Origin of the sequence: Ulvibacterium marinum (assembly GCF_003626755.1) — a bacterium.
GTDB lineage: Bacteria > Bacteroidota > Bacteroidia > Flavobacteriales > Flavobacteriaceae > Ulvibacterium > Ulvibacterium marinum.
Genome location: NZ_RBCJ01000002.1, coordinates 377,129 through 396,166, shown reverse-complemented (window position 1 = coordinate 396,166; position 19,038 = coordinate 377,129). Strand labels below are relative to the sequence as shown.

Here is a 19,038-nt window from a genome sequence, read left to right as displayed (position 1 = left end):
TTGGTTAAAAACAAATTCAAGGTTTTGTCTCACGCAATCATTAGCAATGCCAAGAATCTGTTTTTGGTCTGCCATAGTCAAATTCCCATTGTCATCTTACGCTTTTTTATTTAAAAGACCGGGCCAATGATAGCGTTTAATCTTTGAATAAAGGGTATGGCTTTACCGGCATTCATGAAGAAGACTATTCCGAATTCTTTTTCAGGAAGTATCATCATATAAGCTTGAAAATCGTGGTTGTTCCCTGTATGCATATGCATCATCCCATATTCCGTAGGTTTTTGGGCAAGGCCCAAACCCCAGCCAGTCTGACCAACTTCTTGTTTCAAGTGGTTATAATCTTTGAAATGGACTTGTTCCTTCAACATTTCATCAAAAGAATTTTTGGTCAATCCTTCCTCTTTAAGCAGAGCAACAAGGAATTTACCATATGAAACGGCCTCGGTATGCAAACTGTAGGCGGCACCAAAAGTATTTCCGTCATACTGTGCGTTATCAGTGGGTCCCTTTTCGTTATGCCCGTATACCTTATGTTTCTTTATTTTGTCATTTCGATTGTAGTACAGTGGTTCAGTCTTCAGTGGTTTTGCCACTTCATTTTGAAAGATTCCATCCAAGCCATTAGGGTCGGTTCCATTTATTTTAGCAACCACGGCGGCTAAATATTGATATCCTTCCCCGGAATAATTAAATCCAGTACCAGGATTAAATTTAAGGTACAATTTGCCATCTTTATTATCATCTTTTCTCCAATTTGGAAAACCAGTGGTGTGGCAAAGGACCATTCTAGCGGTTATCAATTGATAGCTTTCGTCATACGATATATCCGGATGTGGCAAGTAATTAAATAACGGTTTGTCCAAATCCAGAATTCCTTTCTCAACCTGCTTCATAACAAAATAGGCGAACAGTGGTTTTGAAAGGGAGGCTGCTTCAAAAATACTTTCATTGGTCACAGGTTCTTGAGTGTTGATGTTGGCAACACCAAAAGTATTATGATAAACAATTTTTGAATCATTCATTATGGCAATGGACAAACCTGGAACCTGTACCGAATCCACGATGCTTTGAATTGCTGAGTCAAGTTTTATCACTTTTATGGATTTTCCACTAATGGTCTTGACTTGTTCAATGGCTGATTGTGAACAGCAACTATAAATCATCGAGAAAAACAGTGCCATAACAATATACTGCTGAATTTTTGATTTGTTCATCTTTTCAAAATTAGTGATGTAGTGGTCTTTTGTGACCTTACATTTATTTGACAAGATGACTTTGAAAAAGGTTACAAGAATATGGGATTACTCGTTTACCTTGCACATTTGGAAAAGTAGTAGTTTGATGCATCGGGGATTTTATGGCATGGGGAAGGCTATTTGCCCATTGACTTTGGGCTGTGAAGAATCCTTTTTTTGAACTTTTTAATCCACTCTTTCCCAAGTTTCCTTATGACTGGGAATTAATGCCTTTACTATCTTTCCTTTTGAATCAAGCAGGAAGTCTAAATAAATAGTAGTTCCTTGCACATAAAATCGAGTTTCTGATTCTGGAAAAAGGCGAAAGGTTCGGTCATTTACCCTAAAAAACAAAGAACCATCCTCAATTAAAAATTTAGATGTTGTGTTTGCCTCCGCTAACTTGTAATCACCACAATATTTTTTTAATTCATTTTCTTTTAAGCTCAAAAATTCTTTTGTTTCAAAAGTGATTACCGATCTTGTTTTTAAATTATATTCATCACCGGATTTTAAGGTGTAAAACTCCCTGCTACCTTTGGGTAATTTATAAATTGTATCTCTTTCTTTCGACCAGCGTGTTCCATCATACATGACTACATAACTTTCCCCCAAAACTTTGAATGAATCACCTTTAACAATTATTCCGGCACCCTCATCTATCCCTATTCCCAATAACTCGGGTCTGTTATCCAGAATTTCAAACATATCGAACTGTCTGTTTCTTTTCAAAAGGTGTTGATCGATCGCCACATTTTTGATAAAGCCCAATCCTACCTCATGATCCCCCATCATTTTTGTGTTTCCATACGAATCTCCCCTGGCCAAATATGAACCTTGAATTGTAGCACCGGCCGACCCTCCTGCGATAACTCCTCCGCGGTCTAGGAGCTTAAAAAATTCTTCATGCGCTTTTGTGTTTAAATATGAGTCCGCATGTCGCCATTGTCTTCCCCCGCTAAAAATAACGCCCATGGCATTTTTAATCGGCTCAATGAACTCATCTGTATTGGCCTCCTTTGGATCTCTGGTGTGCAATACAGTTACGTTATTGAAACCCGACTGAACGAATCTTTGTTTGTATTTTTCTAAAAACTCATCAGAAAGGATTTCAGAAGAACTGGCTGTTGGAATGACAACAATTGGTGCGTCCGCCCCACCTATGAGTTCCAAAAATTTATCTTGAAAAATCCCGTGAATCCAGTCTCCGGTAATTATCAAAGTACCCTTTTCCGGGCCAATTGTTCCACTTACGTTCAAGCTCTTTGAATCTTGCCCAATTAAATCGTTCATTGGAAACAATGCTGTTGAAAGAATAAAACAGATAAATATTTTTCGGATTTTTTCCATATTTCTTTTAATAGGTAAATAGCACCTAAAACGGCAATATCATCACGGATATTACATTTTTCATATCTATTGTCAAGTTAATAAATCGTTTATTTAAACTTTATTCACCCTTTTTAAATACTCTTTGGCATCCCTTAAATTCAGTTCAGTTTCATAAATAGCCGAACCTCCTTCCCTGTCTTTATTAAAAACAGGCACTCCCATGTTGCCTAGAGCTATCAGAAGTTGATAGACAGCTGCAGAATTTTTAGCTTCCAATTCAGACTTCAACCGCCTATTGAAAAAGGGAATTAAGTCGTGATTGAATCTTTTGCTCAGTGCCCAATAAGCACTTGTTTTCGTGTCAGAATTATTATAAAACCCTTTATCAAAACCATCAACTATTATTTTTTCAAGCTCCTTTGAACTAAATACTGTAAGTTCAGATTCAGCGAGAATCCTTTTGGTGTAGTCATCCCCTGGGTGCCCATTTTCCTTTTCGAAAATATAAGCGGCCTCCTCGATTTGGTCATTGGTTAACTTCATCCTTTATTTGAACTTTTGAAATCTCTATTTAGTTGGTTTTTCTGGGAAAAGCTTATTCATTTCATCTTTTCCAAAAACAAAAAATAGAATTAGCAGAGCTATAAAAATGGGATTCACTCCAATCCCAGCAAATCCAATTTTAAAAGTTGTGTAAAAAAAATCGAGTAAGCCGATTAGCCCCCCAAATAAGGTTAATCCAAAAACATATATATAAATCCTTTTATTTAGAAAATATAATAAAGTCGATATAATCAAGCAACCCATCCCGATATAGTGTGATTGGTTGAGAACGTAGTTAGAAGTTAAAACCTTACCAAATGACACTAACATCAATATAATTGAAATGATTAACGGTACTATGTCCTTGTTCTTCATCCTTTATTTGAACTTGTTAGAGCTAATTATTCCAATTAATGTATAGAAGTTATTAAAAACCATCAATCTTAATTTCATAGAAGTACGCAATAATTGTCAAAATCCCTAGAAAGAGAACTAGGAGATTCTTTTTAAATGCTTTTGTAACTAACATCAATAATAGCCCAATAACGAGTATCATTCCACCCATATAAAATGGTTGCCACATTTCTGTTACCATATAGAATTTTCCACCAGAGGAATCATAAAGGACAGAATCTAATCGTAAGAAATAGAATATTCCAAAAATCATGAATAGAATCCAAGATATCGCCCCATTAGCTAAAAAAGAAGCCCAATGGTCCTTTAAATAATTTTTCCAGTTCATTAGATAGTTTTTATCGTCTATTTGGACTTAGGTCAATTATTAAGTGTAATTGTTTTTATTCTTTAAAATTTGAACGCCGGATCTATTTTCAGTTGGCCAAATCTGTATTTCATAAAAATCCTCGCCGTCAAGCCGGTCTTCACTAAGTTTGTCCAAATTGCCATAATATATTCTGATCTTGTACAGCCCTTTACCAATTTCAACTCTCATGGCGTCTGGAAAATAATCCGTGCATCCGGCAACTACTATTTTATTAGATTGTGTTTCAAAATCACACTCGTTAATATGATGTATTAAACTCAAATCATCCCATAATTGAGGTTTGTTATTGAATATTTTTATGGTAACCGGGACGTCCATATTTCTAACTGTGCCAACACCTATTGTTCCAGGTGCAAGGGCTAAAAGTCGGTCTACGGCTTCATCAGTCCAAGCATTGGACAAATCTCCAGTCACATTTTCATCCTGAATATAAAATTGAAAGTAATCAGCAAAGAGCTGTGTTTTAATTTCTTTAATCAACATCGTTTTATTGAACCGTTAAAAAATAACCCCTGTAAGCATGGTCGGGGTCACTTAGTTTCCATTGTTGGTTGCAATGCAAACAACTATAATGATGTTCTCCCTCATTAGTCACCTCTTTAAATTTCATGTTGCCTTGACCAAGTTTCTTCACCAGTTGTAAATCAAAATTTAACCATATTTTTTCACTTTCAAAAGAAGAATATTCTTTGAGGAAACAATGTTTACTCATAAACTTAATTTCAGGAGTTTCAATCGTTTATTTGAACTTTTAATAACTGGATTAGACAACCTTTATTCAGTCATAATCCTTTCAATCCTTTTATAATCCTGATTTAAAAACGTTTCCAGATGTTTTAAAGCAGTTTGTTTGTCAAACGACCATTTATCAACAACTCTTAATTTTATCTTTTCTCCAAGTAGTCCAAAAAGAGGTTTGGTTTTTACAGGTCTATTATACCATATCGAAAACTCAAGCCTATCTTTATTCATTCCTGCTGTCAAGCAAAAACTGTGCTCATCCTTGATATGTGTAAAGTCGATTGAAGGACTATAGTAAATTTTTGTTGTTAGACTATCGGATAATTTGAGTTGTTCTATCCATGGATAATTCTGAGCCATATCAAGAACTTCTTCCTTTCCCAATAACTTAGTAGGATATTCAATGTTTTCTTTGTCTGGATAACAAATGGAGTACTTATAAGTCAAATCTAGTATTTTAGTTTGCGTAATTATTTAAATTAGTCAGTAGTCATCCTCTTTCCAAACGGAAGTTAAGAATCGTTTATTTGAACTTTTAATTACTCAAGTACTTTGCTTTCATATTTCAACATATTCGGATCGGCCTTTTTCATTCTTATCCGTTAGCCATTCCCAAACCAAGGATAATTTGAGTTTTCCATTATCGGAAAGGGTAATATCGGCAACCGCTTTTCCGGCTTTGAGCTCATTATCAGTAGTCAAACATTGGTAAAGCATGTTTAGCTTATTCCCCTTGAGTTTGGCAATTATCTTACCGTACTTTATTGACCCGCCGAAGTAATCCGCGGTTACCAGATTCCCATCCTGTTTATACTCGAAAATTGTTTTGGAATCCACCTGCCCATTATCCGTATTTTGTAGTAGCGTGAATTTCTTATTGTTGAAATTATAATTTGCCATCGCACAATCCTTTTTTTAAACTTTGAATTAACTGAGTTCTTGGTTATGAGTTGGCAAGTTCCAGGCAATTAATCATTGTCTTTTTTTATCATGCCCAACTTTGAAATTGTATATATATTTCCTTCAAAAATGGATTTCATTTTTAACCAAACTTCATCAACAATATTGAAATGACGCCTATTATCCATGTTTTTTAATTCCAGGAAACCATACATTGTGAGTCCTCTTATTTGAGCTATTTCTTTACTCAGGTAATTAATAACATTCGCATTTTCTAATTCAAAATACTTCTTTATTCTCTTACTTGGTTCTTGTTTATGCAACTCTTCTTTAAAGGATAAAATATATTCATTGAGAGCGACTTCTTTACCATTTTCAAGTCTAATTATCATTTGATTCGGCTCTATTTTGGACAATTCTGTATTTATATCAACATAATCAAATTCAATATTTAATATTTTTGGTCTTTTACGTTTTATTTTAAAATTTAGGATCATTTCAGCTATCGGGAAGTTGGTTTCTTTTGCTTCCGTTTCATCTAACTCTCTTAGTTCAACAAGACCTATGTTTTTCTGTTTAGCGAAGGATTTTCCATCTTCCGTATATCCTCTTTTTGAAACTATTACTCCTTTATCTATATTAGTGTCATCGATAATTGAAGCAACTTTCATTACAACGTCTTTGTTTATCTTTTTCTCCCAGTATTTACATTCGATTGCTGTCTGATAATCATGAATACCATCACTATGTGTCGTCAAAACATCTATTTGGTGAGAAACGTTTGAGTTCCCTTTTACTTTAAAAGACTTTCCATATCCAACTATCTTTACTCCAGCTTTTCGCCCTAATTCCTCATAGATATACTTAGTAATATTTTCATATTCTTTCCAATCCATTCTAATACCACCAATTCTTTTTAAAGTTTAATGCTTTCTGACTGTTTACATTCAACATAGGAATATAGCTCTTATGGTCTATATATCTTCTGTTTGCTAAACTAATTTAAACAAATACTAAAGGGAAGTAAAGTGAGCTTTGCCATCGTTTATTTAGACTTTAGTTCTTCCCAACAGTTTTCGTAAACTGCAAAGCTGTAGCTACCTTTTCTGGGTTTTCGAAGTTTTCCCTCTATTGTGGTCGCTGCAAAAATATTCCCCTTTTTTGTTAGAATCTTTTCCTTTCTGGCGATAAAGCAACGTCCTTCCGGCTCCAGATAAACAATAATATGTGTGCAAGATTCACGCTCTTTTTTGGAAACCGGGGATGTTAAATTGGTTTCTGCCCCTCTATTATTAAGATCCATGGTTTTAAGTTCAATCAAGCAAATATCTTTGGTCTCGGTATTGAACGCCAGTAAGTCATAACCATTATCAAAAGCTTCCCCAACAAGCCATCCTCTTTGTTGAAGAAAATATGCGACCCGGGCCCGGCCCACTTTCTCTAATGCTTGATTTCTGCTCATCGTTTTAATAGACTATTATCAATATTGATAAAACTAATCCAACTAAAAAAGTTACAGGCCAAATGACACGCCTATATAAGGGGATTGTATTATTGGCCCTTTTCAATTTAAACAAGGAAAAAATTAACATCAAGAAACAGATAGTGCCAAAAGCATAGAACACCTTGTCATCACCTTCCAACCATGCTCTTGGATAATCCCTGTAAAAACTCCTTTGAATTACCATAATCCTTTATTTGACTTTAATTACCATAATAAGTCCTATCCAAACTATAGAGTGCATCAATTATGGAATCATTTTCTAGTGATTCCAGTTCTCTTTTCCTAATCTTATCAATTAGAATATCATTAGGTAATTTATCCACGTTTACGACATCAATAGCCTTTCTTAACAAATCTGCAAGTTGCTTACTATATTCATCATTTTTTTCTTCAAGAGCCCGGAGAGTTTCAAAGCAATTCTGGCCTGAAGAATTGAAAAAATATTGGTGGAACCCTCCATTATTTATTTCGGCTTCAAGTTCACTTATATTTGGCCTTATTGGGTCGAAATCCTGTTGATCACTAATTTCGGATTCCTTAATTGCCTTTTGTAATGCTTTAGCTGTCCCTATTTTACCATATGGCGATTCTGGCTCCCTAGTTTTTTGTTTGCAAGAGAATATGAATATAGAGGCCAAAATAATTGTTATAATGTTCTTCATCCTTTTTTTGAACTTTAAGGTTCCTTGTGATTTTTTAAAACAAATCCAAGTAATGAAAGAATTGCTCAAAAGCTCGTTCTTCATCTCCATCACTATTTAATTTGAAAAATGAGCTATATGGGTTGCTAATTCCAATAAACCTTTCTTTTTGATTTAAAATATGTTGTTTGAATTTATCAAAAGGTGGATAGTCGTCATTTCTATTAATATCGTTTGGCATTAAAAGTAAATAACCATTCAAAAAGTTCTGAAGTGAACTAATCGATTTAGAAGTCAAATACAACTCTGGTTTATCCCTAATTATTTCAAGGATTTCATATACGTTCTTTGATGATACTAATTTCATCCTTTAAATAGACTTTTACATTTTTGATTTAGCCTTTCTCAGAGCTTCACGGAATTCCCTTAGTTTCGCATCAACATCCTTTCTTTCTGATGGAATTAAGGAATTAAAGACTACCAAAGCTTTATTTAGAACTCTTATCTCGTCGGCTTTCGATTTTTCTTTTCGATATATAATTGCTAACCTCCTGTATGGAAAACTGCCTTCGAAATCCTCGGAAATATTGGCTTCGTAAAGAGCTTTGGCTTCCAATATTTTTCCTTTCTTCTCCAGTAGCTTCCCCATTAAATTTCTGTCGACCTGTGTTTTGAAGTAGCTCATCGTTTTTTTGAACTTTTCAATTATTAGTCAGTTGATTTGCTGTCTTCAAGAGAATCTAGTTTCTGTACTACTTCCTGCTTCAAAGAATCAAGTTTTTTATAATCAGTAGAGTCCAATGATTTAGAAACTTCATGAACAGCTTTTATGCTTTTCTCGGCGGCTTCTCCAATTCCATTGGTTACATAATGGAAAAGGTAAAATGCAAAAGCAAAAAGAATCACAACTAGAGAAACAACAACTTTAAAACCTTTACTCCGCATGAATCTTTAAATCGTTTATTTGAACTTTTCACTCATACAGAAATTTTTAATGAACAAGATTCAATTGTTCCTTCATTTGTTTTCTGAAATAGAAATACATGAAAATATAAAATGGCATCCCTACAAGAAAATAAACCAATGCTCCTTCTGCTCCATATGGCTTACCCATCGCCTTGTAAAAATTTGATTGATTCATGAATGATAGCAGAATAAAAACCAAATATCCTATGAATACAATAATCGAAACTATCGACAATAACATATCACCATACTTCCAATCCGGTAACAAAATTGCTAAGAGGATATTTCCGAATATAATATATAAATAGAGGCCGAAAGCTATTTTGGAGTTTCGCGCAAAATCTCGATAATAATCCAGTGTTCGATCATAAGTCGAATTTTGAAAATTTCCCTTCAGCCTTAACTCAAACTCATCAATACCTCTACTTTCCAGAATACTCAGTGCCTCATTCCTAATTTCATCACCATAACCATACTGTCGATAGTTTTTTACAACATCTATCAATTTATGGTCTTCCAAGGAACTTAGTCTTTCTGATGTATTTGTCATCGTTTTATTGAACTTTATTTTGAAATTACCATTGAGGCTGTAAATAAAACACAGAAGATTAAAAAGAAAACTTGAAACGCTTTCTTAATTATTTCTTTTTTACTTGCTAACCAGCTGTTCTTTGGATTCATTCTTACAACTTTTTCAACCATTTCTTGGATTACATATTTGTTCCAAGCTAATACTAAAATCCAGACTAAAACTATGGCTATGATTTTCCAAAAAATGCTCATAATCTGTTTAGACTTTTATGCCGTTTAATTTCTTAATGATAGATGTGTGTAGCTCCATACATATACCATTAAAATTGACCGAACTTTCATCTGTTAACTTTCCATTTTCATCTTGTAGAAATCTCAGAAGTACCAATACGTCATCTAAGTAAAGTGATACTGTGACCTTGCCCATTTTCTGGTTTTGACTATCACTAATTAGTAATGAATCGGATAGATTATTAAATATTCTTTCCATAGTTATTTATCCTTTATTTGAACTTTTAGTTTAATCAAAGAAGATTTCATCCAACCTCCCGTTCTCATGAGCTTTCAAAAATTTCTTTGACTTTGAGTTTAAGATGAGTCTATTATTTTTATTTGAAACATAATCCAAAAATATTTTAGCTCCTTCTATCTGAGATTCTTTAACATCCTCCTGTTCACTATATTTCTGACCTTCAATTTTAGTGTTCTTCAAATATCTGTTATTGTTGAGTTTTTCGTTCAAAATATAATTCGTAATCGCAATCATATAGAAGTAACGCTGATTGCTTTTTGGATTCAAGGAATTATAAAAATTTCCAAAAATAGGAACGTTGATTCCAGTGTCCTCATTTTTCCAAAAATCCACGATTCGACAAGCACTTACAAATTCCTCTGATTTAAAATTTACAGGATTGTCGAAGATATATTCTGTGGCATCAAAAAATAATTGCTCATAAGTGGCAAAATCTGGTTCTGGATCAGATTTCAGTTGATTAAGTGATTCCGATAATTGTGAATGACCGGAGATTGTAATGCCGAACAAAGCAATTAGAATTAATTTCTTTATCATCTATTATCGTTTTTTTGAACTTTTTGTTTTAGACTTAAGAAATAATGTCGAATACAGCCATCAATAAACCCATACCGGCTAAGGCCTTTCCTCTGGTTAGAAAATTAAAAGCCTTAAAAATAAAAGCTAATACCGGGCTCCATATCATTGCAACACCCCATAAGGCTGGAATCCACAACCCAAAAAATATAAAAACAAAACCGATTGTATAGAGATTATCAGAGATATTTAGCAAAATAAATCCGACAATCCCAAGGATTAGGCCAACCAAAAACAACTTATTCTTAAGTTTTACCGCCTTACCTTTAGGATTAAATGTAGTCTTAGCTAATTGTATTAGTTTTTTGGGCAATTCAATTATTGAATTCTCAATATAGTCCGCCAATGTTTTTGAGTAAATCTCAATTAGAATTAAAGTAATACCAATTACCCCAAACACAGATATATTCATTTTGAATCGTTTATTTGAACTTTATCATTTGTTAAGAATAGAATTTCTATAGTCTATCCATTTTTTCATATTCTTCTTGGATTTTACTACATCAAAAAATTCAGGAGTTGATCCGTCTGCAGCCTTTAAGTTAAGTGAGTCCAAAATGTTGCCTATGCATGGGATGGCCAGCTCATTACCCCTAACATGCATTACAAAACCGTCGGACAATTCAGAATCTCCCATGTTAAACTCAATTGAGAAGAACTCATTTTCCAAAAGACCCCAAGATGGATTTGTAAAATCTACCGTCGGTTCAGCTACTTCAATTTTATCAATTAATTCGCTTCTGTTGCCAATTGGTTTAGGTTCAAAATCACCAGGTATTTGTTCTAATGAATCAAAATCTCCCCAATCTTGTACATATAAATCCCAACTCATTTAATCGTTTTATTGAACTTTCAACTTAATGGCGACCGAATCATAATATTCCTGTGAGAGTACTTCTGTCCAAGTGGTGGGTTGCTCACCGCTATATAAAGCCAAATAGGTCACATCTGTTTCTTTGGTCGAGGAATGCCAATGCTCTATACCCCTTTCACATTTGATAATATCACCTTTTTTTAAGATGACCGGCTCTTTCTCCCTTTCTTGGTAATAACCCTGGCCCTCAACAATTATTAACACCTGTGGCGAACCGTGCTTGTGCCAATCCAATGTCGAATTTGCTTTAAACGTTGCTTTGGTTATGTTGTATCCCAAATCAGCATCATCGTGAACAATTGCATTCAACCATGCTTCTCCGATATAGTGGGTGTTTGGTGCTTTTCTCCCTTCACTGAGATACGAAGAAACACTATAGGTAGCATCTTGCGCCAAAATGGATAAGGGTGCAAAAACCATGACTATCAAAAATAACTCTCTAATTTTCATATCTTTAGATTTTCAATTGTTTTGAATATTCGGATATATATTGGTCAATCGTTTATTTGAACTTAGGTCAATTATTAAGTGCAATGGTTTTTATTCTTTAAAATTTGAACACCGGATCTATTTTCACTTGGCCAAATCTGTATTTCATAAAAATCCTCGCCGTCAAGCTGGTCATCACTAAGTTTGTCCAAATTACCATAATATATTCTGATCTTGTACAGCCCTTTACCAATTTCGACTCTCATGGCGTCTGGAAAATAATCCGTGCATCCTGCAACTACTATTTTATCAGATTGTGTTTCAAAATCACACTCGTTAATATGATGTATTAAACTCAAATCATCCCATAATTGAGGTTTGTTATTGAATATTTTTATGGTAACCGGGACGTCCATATTTCTAACTGTGCCAACACCTATTGTTCCAGGTGCAAGGGCTAAAAGTCGGTCTACGGCTTCATCAGTCCAAGCATTGGACAAATCTCCAGTCACATTTTCATCCTGAATATAAAATTGAAAGTAATCAGCAAAGAGCTGTGTTTTAATTTCTTTAATCAACATCGTTTTATTGAACTGTTAAAAAAAAACCCTGTAAGCATGGTCGGGGTCGCTTAGTTTCCATTGTTGGTTGCAATGCAAACAACTATAATGATGTTCTCCCTCATTAGTCACCTCTTTAAATTTCATGTTGCCTTGACCAAGTTTCTTCACCAGTTGTAAATCAAAATCTAACCATATTTTTTCACTTTCAAAAGAAGAATATTCTTTGAGAAAACAATGTTTACACATAAACTTAATTTCAGGAGTTTCAATCGTTTATTTGAACTTTGGTTAACTTTGTTTTTGCTTAACTGATTTTATGAAGTTATTTGGGTATACTATTCACAAATTCTTGCAATTGATTTATCAATCTTTCCGCCTGCTCACTTTCAATTATCTTTCCACTTACTAAACCAAAAATTTTACCTTTTAAGTGTTGAAGCCAATTTTTCTTATCCAAAAACTTGATTAGCTCGGCTTGTTCTTCTATCTCTTCAAATATTATATTTTGCCCTATACCGTTTTGGATCAACATTCTTTTAATCTCTGATAGTTCTTCCAAAATAAGGTTCTGGCTCTCTAAAGAAAAGTAATCAGCATTATCCCTCGTTTTACTTTCATACATATACCATTCGAATAACCCGACAAAAGGCTTAAAAAAATGTGTATTAAACTTCTTTTGATAATTAAAATAATCTCCTCCTGCACTATACCACAAATCCCCAAGGTCAATATAGTAGATGTCGTGCCGTCTTTCTATACTTTTAAATAATTCATCTATGCAAAAAAGCCGAAAGCTCCTTGATATTCGCGGTTTACAAGAGCTTGCTTTATTGACTCCATCCTTCTATACTCAGGTCTCAATATTTTGCAATCTTTTAGTAAGCTCCTGAGTTCTTCAAAGTCCTCATAAAATCGTTCAAGTATTCGCTTTGAAATTGCTTGATTCCATAAAAAATTAAAAAACTGATCAATTTTCGTGGATGAATCTTTAAAATCACAATACTCAATATCCAAGGCATAATCCCTGAATTTATCCAAAAGTTCATCTGTATTAAGTCTCCTCATTATTTATTAATCAAAAATATCTAAAAGTCCCAAGGTGTATAACTATATCCATTGCCTTATCGATTATAAAACAGTTGTTTAAATATAGTCTTTACGTTACATTAAAGAAAATGACTGGAAACTTGAAACGCTGAACGCGAAGCGCAGAGCGCGGAACGTTAAGCGCAAAACTCAAATCCCAAATTCCAAAACTCAAAATTCAACACTTAAAACCCTTTTCCCTTGTTCATAACCCCGTTGAAAACTTCACCATTTTCCAAAATTGGGATGCCCATTAACCGCTAACTTTATACAAACTTCTCGACATGAGCGATAGGTCCCATTCTCTTTTAAACATTCGTCCTAACATTCCAAAAGCCAAAATCACCCTTGAAATGACCGATGAAGAGCGTTTCCAGAACGAAACCTTACGGCCCATCATCAAGTTTCAGAACCCTTTGCTCCTAGCCGCTTTTGGCAATTACATCGCGAAACATAAAAATCGCTTCCACGATCTGGTCTTGGAAAAGCGTTTGGAATACGTCGAAAATGCCATCCAAAAGGACATTAAGTTTAGGAATTCTCTAAAAGGAATGGTCATCGGTCAATTTACCCTGGAGGAGTACCAAAAGTATATCCAAAACTCATCGGCATTGAACAAGCGTATGATGGGTATGGTCATTGATCGGTTAAAGGACCAGATACAATTTTTTGAGGAGGCTATCCTAGTCTAAAAGCGATTCACCGTTGAGATTGGTGGTCAAGATATCGCTCATCAAATCAAAATAAGGCCGTATGGCCTTGAACGAATCATCCACATGCTTTGGAAAACTATCTGAAGTAACTTCATCATCCGAAAAATTACGGACAAATATAAACTGCTTCCTTTTAATAAGGTCAATATCCGGATGTTCCTTATCAAACCCTTTGGGTGCGGTCTTTACGGCATCCCCAACCAAATCTCCCCAGACTTGCTTAAAATCCGTGTCGTTGATGATGTTTCTAATTTCCGAAGCATCCAGTTCAAATTCCTTGCGTATCCGAAACAGATCTTCCTTGTTGGGTTCCCAAAAACCGGTGGCCAAAAAACTTCCGCCGGGCTTTACCTGTATATAATATCCCCCTCGGAGCCTTGCGCCCGCACGGGAAAAGGAGCAGGCAAAATGTGACTTGTACGGACTTTTATCCTTGGCAAAACGGACATCCCGATAAATTCGGAACATTTTCATCTTGTCTATATCGTCATGCAGCTTAAGATTTTCCATCACCCCTGAGAAAAAGGTTTTCGCATCGGCCTCATGCTGCTTAAACTCCGGTTTGTGTTCATTAAACCATTCCCGATTGTTATTTTTTTCCAGTTTTTTTAAAAACCCCAAGGATTTCTTGGTAATTGATGGCTGTAACATACGACCTAGCAGTTGTTATTTTAAGCTAAAGTTAACCATTTAGGGGTTACCGCTTTTGAAATATTGGTTAATTTTGAACCTATAAGAATTTTCCCATGGATTATCGGCCCATAATTGAAAAAATCAATCATCATAAAAAACAGCCCAATCTTAGGTATGTCTTAAAGGAAAAGGTAGAAGGCTTTACCAATCGACTTTTTTACACGCTGTTCGATAGTGATACGCCCGTAGCAGAGAATCTGGAAGATCTGGAAAAGGAATTCGATGCGATGGTGAACCTAGCGTGTTGGGAGGTGGACAAACCTTGTAAAATGCTTTGGGACAACTATGTGGTAAAATTGCCCGAAATATTGGAAAGTTTAAATCTTGACGCAGAGGCCATTGTAAGTTGTGATCCGGCTACTTTGTCCATTGAGGAAGTGTATATGGCTTATCCCGGCTTTTACGCCATTGCCATCTATCGTTTGGCACATGAGCTTTACAAAACCGGTTTCCCCTTGGTTCCCCGATTAATGACGGAATATGCACATAGACAGACGGGGGTGGATATCAATCCCGGGGCACAAATCGGCAAGTCTTTCTTTATCGACCATGCCACGGGGGTGGTCATAGGCGAAACGGCCCTGATCAAGGACAACGTTAAAATCTATCAAGGGGTGACTCTTGGCGCCTTGTATGTTGCCAAGGATTTGCAAAAAACGAAACGTCACCCCACCATTGAAAACAATGTTACCATTTATGCCAATGCCACCATTTTAGGTGGGGAAACGGTTATTGGGGCACATAGCGTTATTGGTGGTAACGCCTGGTTGACCGATTCCATTCCTCCCCATTCCACCGTTTTTCACACCCCTGAAATTAAGATCAAAACCTCTTCCAATGTCTAAGAATATCCTGGATTTGATCGGGAATACCCCCCTTGTGGAATCCCGAGTACTGAACCAAAATCCTAATGTAAAGCTTTACTTTAAACTGGAGGGGCATAATCCGGGCGGAAGTGTCAAGGACCGTGCGGCATACAATATGCTAAAAAGTGGTCTGGAACGGGGCGATATCTCAAAAGAGTCCAGATTGATCGAAGCGACCAGTGGTAATACAGGGATTGCATTGGCCATGATCGCGGGAGTCTATGGATTGAATATTGAACTTGTAATGCCAGAAAACGCCACCAAGGAAAGGGTGCAGACCATGAGGGCCTATGGGGCCAAAGTTACTTTAACGTCCTCTGAAAGGGGGATTGAAGGTGCCCGAGACTATGCCGAAGCCAAGGTTGCAACTGAAGGTTTTACCATGGTCAACCAATTTGCCAATGACGATAATTGGAAGGCGCATCTGAAAACGACCGGACCGGAGATCTGGCGGGATACCGAGGGCCAAATTACCCATTTTGTATCGGCCATGGGCACTACGGGAACTATTATGGGAACTTCTACCTATTTAAAGGAGCAAAATAAGGCCATACAAATTGTTGGGGTGCAACCTACGGATAATTCCAGTATTCCCGGTATTCGGAAATGGCCGGAAGAATACCTACCCAAGATTTTTGATGCCTCCAAGGTGGATAAGATCATGGAGGTAAGCCAGGATGAAGCCAAGGAAATGGCCAAACGCCTGGCCAAGGAAGAAGGTATTTTTTCAGGGATGAGCAGTGGCGGTGCCGCTACGGTGGCCCTACGCCTAGCGGAGACTTTGGAAAGTGGTACTTTGGTTTCCATTGTCTGCGACCGCGGTGATCGCTATCTCTCCTCGGATTTGTTTGAATAGATTAGCGCAACGCTTCCCCGATTCCCTGACGGAATGTGGCGGAAGCTTGCAAGTAGTTATGCCCTCCCCCTTCAATGGTGAACATTTCTTTTGCGTTGCCCGGAATGGATTCGTACAATCTTTTTGCCGCATCATAGGGTATTACCGAGTCTTCAGTACCGTGAAAAATATAGATCGGACAATTGACCTCCTTTAGATATTCATGGGACGGGAACCGATATCTAGAAAGTAGGGATACGGGCAAAAAAGGAAAGCGATGTTTTCCTAAGTCCACAGCACTATAAAAAGGGGATTCCAAAACTAAACGACAGGGGGCGTTTTTTGCAGCCAATCGGGAGGCGATACCGGTACCAAAGGAGCGTCCGTACACGATAATCTCATTTTCCTTATAATGTTCCAAGGCATAATCATAAAACAGTTGGGCATCCTTGTTTAGGGCCTCTTCGCTTAAGGCCCCGGTACTCTTACCGTACGTTCTGTAGTCCACAAAAACGGCATCATACCCTTTATTGGAAATTCGATTGGCGACATGGTACAAGTGCGATACGTTTCCGGAATTGCCATGAAAATAAAGGACCACCCCCTTTTTACCACTATTTTTAATATGCACTGCATTTAATCTTGCACCGTCCTCCGTATCTAAAAAAAATTCTTCAAAAGGTTGGCAAAAATCGTAAGTATGCTCCATAGGCATCTTTGAGGGGAAAAAAATCAGTCGTTCTTGAAAAAAATAAGCCAAAAAAACAAGTCCCAAATAAAGAATACCAAGGGCTATACCAACCTTTTTAAGTCTGCGCATTGATTTTTTTGGTTGAATGTCTCACATTTATACTGGAGCCTTCTAAATTAACTTCCTTGGGTCTTGTAGTAATGATATCCGTTAATATCTTATGATAGGATTCAAAGGTATTCAAGTTTTTATGGCCGCCGCCAATAATTGTGTGCAAAGTGGTCAATTTTGGCTGTATTTTTGAAAGTTTAACACTGGTTTTATAGGGTATCAACTTATCATCCGTACCGTGGATAATATGGATGGGACATTTTACATATTTCAGCCATTTATTGGTCGGCATGGGGAATTTGATCAGCAAGGACAACGGCATAAAGGGGAGGTATCGTTTGGCCACTTTGCTCAGGCTATAATATGGCGCATCCAAAATGAGCATTCTTGGATTGTTCATGGAAGCCAATTTGGTGGCAAATCCGGAGCCCAAGGATCGCCCGTAGAGAATAATGTATTTCTCGTGGACATTCTCCTTGACCTTATTATAGATAACCTGCAAGTCCCTTTTTATGGCCTTTTGGGTACGCCTGCCCGTACTTTTGCCGAACCCCCGATAATCCACCATTAACACGTCATATCCATGACGGGTAAAATCAACAGCGAATTTTCCCCAGCCACGGATGCTTTTTGAATTGCCCTTCAAATAAAAAACCAATCCTTTGGGGTTTTTGGCCTTAAAGCGAAGCCCGTTGATAATTGCCCCGTCCCTAGTCTCAATATTGTATTCCTCGGTTTCCTGATTTTCATAATGGAACTGGAAATCCTTGGGAAGCTTTTCCGGCTTGAACATCAAATAATCCTGCAGGAAATAAAGCAGAACGCTAATGATCAAGTATATACCAAGGACCAAAAACAGAATATAGAACCAGGATGGCATGCAATGCGTTTTTCAACAATGTACAAAAAATGATACAAACCCATTTTCCAAACCCTTTAAAAGCATGTGTTACGACCGTTTCCCAAAATTTCTATTTCAATATTGAATAGGTCTGCATAGGCAGCCGTCTCCGGTACATTTTTAGATGTTCCCCGAAAAGAAATCTAGGGCGTATCTTTTGTAAATTCCAATCCATTCAATAGAAGACCGGATCCCGGAGCTACATAGGTAAACCGTGTTTCCGAACCTGATATCAGGGAAGCACTTATTTTTTCAATGCCGATCTCCCCCTTGCCCAATTGCACCAATGCGCCCATCATCATTCGGATTTGATATCGCATAAAGCCAGCTCCACTAACGTGTAATGCGTAACTGCGCTCCGGAAAGAAATTGGCCTTAAGCAAGGTGTTCGTTTTTAGTTCACAGGAAGCAATGGTACGGATGGTTTTTGTGTTTTGCTGTAATCGGGATGTATATGGTGAAAAATCGTGGGTGCCCACAAATAGCTTGGCCGCCCGTTCCATCGATTTAATGTCCAAATCTTCCAAAAAATTGGCCATAAAAGGTGCACAAAAAGGATGGTTCTTTTGCCCGAAAGAAAACAAATACACATATTCCTTGGTTTTAGCATCTTGAATTGCGTTGAAGTCCGATTTCACTTTCTGTATCGATACTATCCTGATGTCCGGTGGTAGATTTTCATTGAAGAGCGCTACAAAACCATTCATATCTTCCAAAGGAGATTCCCTAAGGGTTAAAGTAAATGCCGCAGCCAATGCGGATACCTTGGCATCCGTCCTACCTGCTCCCAAAATTTTGAACTGTACATCAGGGATTATAAATTTCAGCGTTTTGGCAAGCATACCTTCCACGGTTTTTTGTTTGGGTTGTTTTTGCCAGCCGCTGTATCTAAAACCTAAATATTGCACTCTTAGGATATAACTGTAGTTCTCCTTCATGATCAACTGATATCGGTGATTGAATATTCTCCACAAACTACTGCTTTTTTGTA

The 19,038-nt window shown here is 36.6% G+C and carries 29 protein-coding genes; 3 read left to right on the top strand and 26 right to left on the bottom strand.

Annotated features, from left to right (window positions below; genetic code table 11):
• Positions 1-110: 110 nt before the first annotated feature.
• The 22 genes from D7Z94_RS08880 to D7Z94_RS08755 form a co-directional block, all read right to left on the bottom strand.
• A complete protein-coding gene (locus D7Z94_RS08880) occupies positions 111-1,214 on the bottom strand; it encodes a serine hydrolase domain-containing protein (protein WP_245967166.1) in 1,104 nt (367 codons plus the stop codon).
• A 207-nt stretch (positions 1,215-1,421) separates the two neighbouring features.
• Positions 1,422-2,528, bottom strand: coding sequence for a cyanophycinase (locus D7Z94_RS08875; protein ID WP_120711996.1), 1,107 nt, complete (start codon positions 2,526-2,528; stop codon positions 1,422-1,424).
• Positions 2,529-2,678: 150 nt separating this feature from the next.
• Positions 2,679-3,110: a hypothetical protein gene (locus tag D7Z94_RS08870; protein ID WP_120711209.1), complete on the bottom strand. Its 432-nt coding sequence runs from the start codon at positions 3,108-3,110 to the stop codon at positions 2,679-2,681.
• 24 nt (positions 3,111-3,134) lie between these two features.
• A complete protein-coding gene (locus tag D7Z94_RS08865; protein WP_120711208.1) occupies positions 3,135-3,485 on the bottom strand; it encodes a hypothetical protein in 351 nt (116 codons plus the stop codon).
• Positions 3,486-3,537: 52 nt separating this feature from the next.
• The gene (locus D7Z94_RS08860; protein ID WP_120711207.1) at positions 3,538-3,852 is read right to left on the bottom strand and encodes a hypothetical protein; all 315 of its coding nucleotides are present in this window, start codon (positions 3,850-3,852) and stop codon (positions 3,538-3,540) included.
• A gap of 39 nt (positions 3,853-3,891) precedes the next feature.
• Positions 3,892-4,377, bottom strand: coding sequence for a hypothetical protein (locus D7Z94_RS08855; RefSeq protein WP_120711206.1), 486 nt, complete (start codon positions 4,375-4,377; stop codon positions 3,892-3,894).
• A 291-nt stretch (positions 4,378-4,668) separates the two neighbouring features.
• Positions 4,669-5,082: a hypothetical protein gene (locus D7Z94_RS08845; protein ID WP_120711204.1), complete on the bottom strand. Its 414-nt coding sequence runs from the start codon at positions 5,080-5,082 to the stop codon at positions 4,669-4,671.
• 111 nt (positions 5,083-5,193) lie between these two features.
• Positions 5,194-5,535, bottom strand: coding sequence for a hypothetical protein (locus D7Z94_RS08840; RefSeq protein ID WP_120711203.1), 342 nt, complete (start codon positions 5,533-5,535; stop codon positions 5,194-5,196).
• A 68-nt stretch (positions 5,536-5,603) separates the two neighbouring features.
• The gene (locus D7Z94_RS08835; protein ID WP_120711202.1) at positions 5,604-6,431 is read right to left on the bottom strand and encodes a restriction endonuclease; all 828 of its coding nucleotides are present in this window, start codon (positions 6,429-6,431) and stop codon (positions 5,604-5,606) included.
• 149 nt (positions 6,432-6,580) lie between these two features.
• Entirely contained in the window at positions 6,581-6,997 is a 417-nt protein-coding gene (locus tag D7Z94_RS08830) for a hypothetical protein (RefSeq protein WP_120711201.1), read from the bottom strand.
• A gap of 242 nt (positions 6,998-7,239) precedes the next feature.
• Complete coding sequence (locus tag D7Z94_RS08825) at positions 7,240-7,785, bottom strand: DMP19 family protein (protein ID WP_158594608.1); 546 nt, start codon at positions 7,783-7,785, stop codon at positions 7,240-7,242.
• A gap of 277 nt (positions 7,786-8,062) precedes the next feature.
• Positions 8,063-8,365 carry a hypothetical protein gene (locus D7Z94_RS08815; protein WP_120711198.1) on the bottom strand — a complete coding sequence of 101 codons (303 nt, stop codon included), beginning with the start codon at positions 8,363-8,365 and terminating at the stop codon, positions 8,063-8,065.
• A 23-nt stretch (positions 8,366-8,388) separates the two neighbouring features.
• Positions 8,389-8,625: a hypothetical protein gene (locus D7Z94_RS08810; RefSeq protein WP_120711197.1), complete on the bottom strand. Its 237-nt coding sequence runs from the start codon at positions 8,623-8,625 to the stop codon at positions 8,389-8,391.
• A gap of 46 nt (positions 8,626-8,671) precedes the next feature.
• Positions 8,672-9,196 carry a hypothetical protein gene (locus D7Z94_RS08805; protein WP_120711196.1) on the bottom strand — a complete coding sequence of 175 codons (525 nt, stop codon included), beginning with the start codon at positions 9,194-9,196 and terminating at the stop codon, positions 8,672-8,674.
• A 14-nt stretch (positions 9,197-9,210) separates the two neighbouring features.
• Positions 9,211-9,429 (bottom strand): hypothetical protein, encoded by a 219-nt coding sequence (locus tag D7Z94_RS08800; RefSeq protein ID WP_120711195.1) that lies wholly within the window; start codon positions 9,427-9,429, stop codon positions 9,211-9,213.
• A gap of 268 nt (positions 9,430-9,697) precedes the next feature.
• A complete protein-coding gene (locus D7Z94_RS08790) occupies positions 9,698-10,246 on the bottom strand; it encodes a hypothetical protein (RefSeq protein ID WP_120711193.1) in 549 nt (182 codons plus the stop codon).
• A 34-nt stretch (positions 10,247-10,280) separates the two neighbouring features.
• Positions 10,281-10,697, bottom strand: a complete 417-nt coding sequence (locus D7Z94_RS08785; RefSeq protein WP_120711192.1) for a hypothetical protein — start codon at positions 10,695-10,697, stop codon at positions 10,281-10,283.
• A gap of 24 nt (positions 10,698-10,721) precedes the next feature.
• Positions 10,722-11,117: a hypothetical protein gene (locus tag D7Z94_RS08780; protein ID WP_120711191.1), complete on the bottom strand. Its 396-nt coding sequence runs from the start codon at positions 11,115-11,117 to the stop codon at positions 10,722-10,724.
• Positions 11,118-11,126: 9 nt separating this feature from the next.
• The gene (locus D7Z94_RS08775) at positions 11,127-11,609 is read right to left on the bottom strand and encodes a cupin domain-containing protein (RefSeq protein WP_211341772.1); all 483 of its coding nucleotides are present in this window, start codon (positions 11,607-11,609) and stop codon (positions 11,127-11,129) included.
• A gap of 74 nt (positions 11,610-11,683) precedes the next feature.
• Complete coding sequence (locus tag D7Z94_RS08770) at positions 11,684-12,169, bottom strand: hypothetical protein (protein WP_120711190.1); 486 nt, start codon at positions 12,167-12,169, stop codon at positions 11,684-11,686.
• Positions 12,170-12,473: 304 nt separating this feature from the next.
• Positions 12,474-12,866, bottom strand: a complete 393-nt coding sequence (locus D7Z94_RS08760; protein WP_120711188.1) for a hypothetical protein — start codon at positions 12,864-12,866, stop codon at positions 12,474-12,476.
• Between the two features lie 59 nt (positions 12,867-12,925).
• Complete coding sequence (locus tag D7Z94_RS08755) at positions 12,926-13,216, bottom strand: hypothetical protein (RefSeq protein ID WP_120711187.1); 291 nt, start codon at positions 13,214-13,216, stop codon at positions 12,926-12,928.
• 305 nt (positions 13,217-13,521) lie between these two features.
• Here D7Z94_RS08755 and D7Z94_RS08750 point away from each other — a divergent pair, with 305 nt between their 5' ends.
• A complete protein-coding gene (locus D7Z94_RS08750; RefSeq protein ID WP_120711186.1) occupies positions 13,522-13,929 on the top strand; it encodes a glyoxalase in 408 nt (135 codons plus the stop codon).
• Here D7Z94_RS08750 and D7Z94_RS08745 read toward each other — a convergent pair.
• The gene (locus tag D7Z94_RS08745; protein WP_120711185.1) at positions 13,921-14,601 is read right to left on the bottom strand and encodes a DUF2461 domain-containing protein; all 681 of its coding nucleotides are present in this window, start codon (positions 14,599-14,601) and stop codon (positions 13,921-13,923) included. The genes D7Z94_RS08750 and D7Z94_RS08745 overlap by 9 nt on opposite strands.
• 95 nt (positions 14,602-14,696) lie before the next feature.
• Between D7Z94_RS08745 and epsC the strand changes: the two genes are divergently transcribed.
• Entirely contained in the window at positions 14,697-15,488 is a 792-nt protein-coding gene (epsC, locus tag D7Z94_RS08740; RefSeq protein WP_120711184.1) for a serine O-acetyltransferase EpsC, read from the top strand.
• Complete coding sequence (gene cysM / locus D7Z94_RS08735) at positions 15,481-16,365, top strand: cysteine synthase CysM (protein WP_120711183.1); 885 nt, start codon at positions 15,481-15,483, stop codon at positions 16,363-16,365. The genes epsC and cysM overlap by 8 nt, the downstream gene beginning before the upstream one ends.
• Before the next feature lies 1 nt (position 16,366).
• Here cysM and D7Z94_RS08730 read toward each other — a convergent pair whose 3' ends face one another.
• The 3 genes from D7Z94_RS08730 to truA form a co-directional block, all read right to left on the bottom strand.
• The gene (locus D7Z94_RS08730) at positions 16,367-17,164 is read right to left on the bottom strand and encodes an alpha/beta hydrolase (protein ID WP_120711182.1); all 798 of its coding nucleotides are present in this window, start codon (positions 17,162-17,164) and stop codon (positions 16,367-16,369) included.
• Positions 17,151-18,026 carry an alpha/beta hydrolase gene (locus D7Z94_RS08725; protein ID WP_120711181.1) on the bottom strand — a complete coding sequence of 292 codons (876 nt, stop codon included), beginning with the start codon at positions 18,024-18,026 and terminating at the stop codon, positions 17,151-17,153. Before D7Z94_RS08725 ends, D7Z94_RS08730 begins: the two co-directional genes overlap by 14 nt.
• Before the next feature lie 164 nt (positions 18,027-18,190).
• Entirely contained in the window at positions 18,191-18,985 is a 795-nt protein-coding gene (truA, locus tag D7Z94_RS08720; RefSeq protein ID WP_120711180.1) for a tRNA pseudouridine(38-40) synthase TruA, read from the bottom strand.
• Positions 18,986-19,038: the final 53 nt, after the last annotated feature.

Coding starts and splice junctions, on each gene's coding strand:
- D7Z94_RS08880 (WP_245967166.1), bottom strand. CDS start 1,214: ATGAACAAATCAAAAATTCAGCAGTATATTGTTATGGCACTGTTTTTC.
- D7Z94_RS08875 (WP_120711996.1), bottom strand. CDS start 2,528: ATGAACGATTTAATTGGGCAAGATTCAAAGAGCTTGAACGTAAGTGGA.
- D7Z94_RS08870 (WP_120711209.1), bottom strand. CDS start 3,110: ATGAAGTTAACCAATGACCAAATCGAGGAGGCCGCTTATATTTTCGAA.
- D7Z94_RS08865 (WP_120711208.1), bottom strand. CDS start 3,485: ATGAAGAACAAGGACATAGTACCGTTAATCATTTCAATTATATTGATG.
- D7Z94_RS08860 (WP_120711207.1), bottom strand. CDS start 3,852: ATGAACTGGAAAAATTATTTAAAGGACCATTGGGCTTCTTTTTTAGCT.
- D7Z94_RS08855 (WP_120711206.1), bottom strand. CDS start 4,377: ATGTTGATTAAAGAAATTAAAACACAGCTCTTTGCTGATTACTTTCAA.
- D7Z94_RS08840 (WP_120711203.1), bottom strand. CDS start 5,535: ATGGCAAATTATAATTTCAACAATAAGAAATTCACGCTACTACAAAAT.
- D7Z94_RS08835 (WP_120711202.1), bottom strand. CDS start 6,431: ATGGATTGGAAAGAATATGAAAATATTACTAAGTATATCTATGAGGAA.
- D7Z94_RS08830 (WP_120711201.1), bottom strand. CDS start 6,997: ATGAGCAGAAATCAAGCATTAGAGAAAGTGGGCCGGGCCCGGGTCGCA.
- D7Z94_RS08825 (WP_158594608.1), bottom strand. CDS start 7,785: ATGAAGAACGAGCTTTTGAGCAATTCTTTCATTACTTGGATTTGTTTT.
- D7Z94_RS08815 (WP_120711198.1), bottom strand. CDS start 8,365: ATGAGCTACTTCAAAACACAGGTCGACAGAAATTTAATGGGGAAGCTA.
- D7Z94_RS08810 (WP_120711197.1), bottom strand. CDS start 8,625: ATGCGGAGTAAAGGTTTTAAAGTTGTTGTTTCTCTAGTTGTGATTCTT.
- D7Z94_RS08805 (WP_120711196.1), bottom strand. CDS start 9,196: ATGACAAATACATCAGAAAGACTAAGTTCCTTGGAAGACCATAAATTG.
- D7Z94_RS08800 (WP_120711195.1), bottom strand. CDS start 9,429: ATGAGCATTTTTTGGAAAATCATAGCCATAGTTTTAGTCTGGATTTTA.
- D7Z94_RS08790 (WP_120711193.1), bottom strand. CDS start 10,246: ATGATAAAGAAATTAATTCTAATTGCTTTGTTCGGCATTACAATCTCC.
- D7Z94_RS08785 (WP_120711192.1), bottom strand. CDS start 10,697: ATGAATATATCTGTGTTTGGGGTAATTGGTATTACTTTAATTCTAATT.
- D7Z94_RS08780 (WP_120711191.1), bottom strand. CDS start 11,117: ATGAGTTGGGATTTATATGTACAAGATTGGGGAGATTTTGATTCATTA.
- D7Z94_RS08775 (WP_211341772.1), bottom strand. CDS start 11,609: ATGAAAATTAGAGAGTTATTTTTGATAGTCATGGTTTTTGCACCCTTA.
- D7Z94_RS08770 (WP_120711190.1), bottom strand. CDS start 12,169: ATGTTGATTAAAGAAATTAAAACACAGCTCTTTGCTGATTACTTTCAA.
- D7Z94_RS08755 (WP_120711187.1), bottom strand. CDS start 13,216: ATGAGGAGACTTAATACAGATGAACTTTTGGATAAATTCAGGGATTAT.
- D7Z94_RS08750 (WP_120711186.1), top strand. CDS start 13,522: ATGAGCGATAGGTCCCATTCTCTTTTAAACATTCGTCCTAACATTCCA.
- D7Z94_RS08745 (WP_120711185.1), bottom strand. CDS start 14,601: ATGTTACAGCCATCAATTACCAAGAAATCCTTGGGGTTTTTAAAAAAA.
- epsC (WP_120711184.1), top strand. CDS start 14,697: ATGGATTATCGGCCCATAATTGAAAAAATCAATCATCATAAAAAACAG.
- cysM (WP_120711183.1), top strand. CDS start 15,481: ATGTCTAAGAATATCCTGGATTTGATCGGGAATACCCCCCTTGTGGAA.
- D7Z94_RS08730 (WP_120711182.1), bottom strand. CDS start 17,164: ATGCGCAGACTTAAAAAGGTTGGTATAGCCCTTGGTATTCTTTATTTG.
- D7Z94_RS08725 (WP_120711181.1), bottom strand. CDS start 18,026: ATGCCATCCTGGTTCTATATTCTGTTTTTGGTCCTTGGTATATACTTG.
- truA (WP_120711180.1), bottom strand. CDS start 18,985: ATGAAGGAGAACTACAGTTATATCCTAAGAGTGCAATATTTAGGTTTT.